This is a genomic window from Hymenobacter lapidiphilus, assembly GCF_003417065.2.
In the GTDB taxonomy this organism is placed as follows: Bacteria; Bacteroidota; Bacteroidia; order Cytophagales; family Hymenobacteraceae; genus Hymenobacter.
Genome location: NZ_QVLT01000065.1, coordinates 1 through 2596, shown reverse-complemented (window position 1 = coordinate 2596; position 2596 = coordinate 1). Strand labels below are relative to the sequence as shown.

General features: G+C 64.1%; 2 protein-coding genes. Both read right to left on the bottom strand.

Features of this window, described 5'->3' with window-relative positions; all coding sequences use genetic code 11:
* On the bottom strand, nt 1–1153 hold a 1153-nt coding region (locus D0N36_RS20180), incomplete at its 3' end, for a type IIL restriction-modification enzyme MmeI (RefSeq protein WP_317191506.1).
* The coding region (locus D0N36_RS19850; protein WP_190242770.1) for a class I SAM-dependent DNA methyltransferase at nt 1150–2596 on the bottom strand (1447 nt) is incomplete at its 5' end. The genes D0N36_RS20180 and D0N36_RS19850, both read right to left, overlap by 4 nt.

Here is a 2596-nt window from a genome sequence, read left to right as displayed (position 1 = left end):
CTGCTGCTGCAGCTCGGGGGCCTGGTAGGCGGGGCGCAGGTAGCGGACGTGGCCGGCTTTTTCCTCCTGGGCGCGGGCGTGGTTGAGGGCCACGAGGCGGGCCAGCAGGCTCGGCTTCGGGCAGGGCGGGGGGCCAGTTGTAGGCGGCGGCTACGGCGGCATCGAGCTGCTGGTGCAGGCTGAGCACCACCGAGGCCAGGCCCTGCTGGTTAACGGTTTGGTCTTTGGGCGTGGCCAGGGGCTGACCGGCGCGCAGCTTCTCCACCACGTTGTAGAGGTCGGTGAGCGTGAGGGTGGGGTGGGCGGCCTGCTGGCGCTTGCGGTGGGCGTCGAGCTGTTCGGCCAGCTCCCGGATGCGCGCCTGCTGCTCGGCCGTGGCCTCGGGGAAGGGGAACGGGTCGAAGGTGCGCGATTTTCGGTAACGAGGAGTCGCTCCTACACCAAGAATAGCACCGACTGCTAATGCCCACACAACGTGAAAACGGCTTGATAAAACGCCTAGGTGATAGGCATCTTCAGAGGCGATAACAATCAGTGCATCTTCAGCTAAGATATCTTTATCCAGAAACTGAAATACGCGATGCTTTGCGGTGACAACAGTTGCAATGTACCTTCTTATGGCTTGAAGCGCAGGACGTAAATCCTGGCGTGGCTTTCCAAACAGCCACCATAGCTTCGCATATCCAGCACCATCCTTTGTCTGACCTTTTGCATCTCTTTCTGGCTTTACTTGCTCTAGTAGGTGTTGATATACTGTTGGAAAATAATTTAGTACTTGCTCAGAACTAAGGCCAAATAGGTCGATGACAAATTGCTTGCGGTTACGTTCGGTAAAGTCTTTACCGCTGAAGTATGGCCTTATATACGTATCCAGACCTTCAATACTCCCCAAACCCAAAAAGCGAGCTTTTTCTGCTGTCAAGACAAAGCCTTGGCCATGCAGTTTCACACCTGGGCTAGATAGATTCTCTAGCGCCTTTAGAGGTCGCGCACTATCTAAGTCCGCGCCAATTGTCAAGTCAGGTTGAATAAGACCTTCTTGAGTTTCAAACGTTACTTCCGCCGCATCATCGCCTTTCGCTGCGGTTTCGGTTCTTAGCGTCAAGAGTAAACCGGGCAACGGGGTGGCCGGGGTGCGTTCGGCTACGGTCATGGCGATGCGCACGGCGGCTCCTTCGGCGGCATCCACCCAGGGGTGGTCGGGCACGGCGAAGGTGAGCGTGAGCGGGGCCGGGTCGCTTCCAGGAAGGGCTGCATTACGCGGCGGTTGAAGGTTTGCTTGAGGCTGTTGGTGGTGATGAAGCCGAACCGCTCGGTGGCGCCGCGCTGCACGGCGGCGGCGGCATTGTACCACCAGTACATCACGAGGTCGGCCGAATCGGGCACCTTGCCCTTGTAGGCTTTGCGCAGGGCTTCGGTGTAGCCGTCGCCGAGGGCATCGCGCATCCGGGCCGGCCCCACAAACGGCGGGTTGCCCACGATGAACTCGGCCTGGGGCCACTCGGCGGGGCGGGGGTCGGGGTAATCGAGAACGGGCGTGCGGGCGGTTTCGTCGGGTACGGGCTGGCCGGTGGCGGGGTGCCGCTTGGTGGTGCCATCCCAGCGCGTTACGGGCTGGCCCTGGGCATCGAGGCGGGGCACGGGCGGGTCGTGCTGGAGGGCGGCATCCTGCTGGCGGATGTTCTGGTACTCATCGAGCAGGGGCTCGCGCAGCTCGGAGGGGCCGTAGGTGCGCAGGTGCCATTGCAGGTACCCGATGCGCAGCACCACGTCGGCAATGGCGGCGGCGCGCGGGTTCAGCTCCAGGCCCAGCAGCTGGTGGGGGCTCACGGTGGTGCCGCCGCCCAGCTCCAGCAAACCCGTCTGCCCGTAGCTGTTGATGGCAGCCAGCACCTCGCCTTCGAGCCGCTTGAGGTGTTCGAGCGTGACGTAGAGGAAGTTGCCCGAGCCGCAGGCCGGGTCCAGGATGCGCAAACTGGTGAGGCGCTGGAGGAAGCGCACCAGCTCGGCGCGGGCTTCCTTTTCCTGGCCTTCGGCGAGGCGGCGGGCGGCGGCGGCCTGGGCGGCGCTCCACTCGCGGCGTAGCGGCTCCAGCACCGTGGGCAGCACCAGCCGCTCCACGTAGCGGCGCGGGGTGTAGTGGGCCCCCAGGCTGTGCCGCTCCTTGGGGTCGAGGGCCCGCTCCAGCAGCGTCCCGAAAATGGCCGGCTCCACCTCCGTCCAGTCGGCCCGCGCCGATTGCAGCAGCAGCTCGGCCTGGGCCGCGCTCAACGGCAACGCGTTGGCCTCATGAAACAGCCGGCCGTTGAAGCGGCGCAACCGGGCCTTGAGGTCGGGCGAGAAGCCGCCGGTGTCCATCGTGCGCCAGAGCGTCTGGAGGGCGTCGGGCAGAAACTCCAGCAGCTCGGGGCTGCCGTAGCGGGTGAGCATGCCGGTAAACGACGTTTTGGGAATCAGGCCGGTATCCTCCGAGAACATCGTAAACAGGCAGCGCATCAGGAACTGGGCCACCACGTCGGGGGCGTGGCCGGCCTGCTCCAGCTGCTCCGAGAGCTTGGCCAGCCGGCCGGCCAGCTCCCGCGTTACGCGGGCGGCG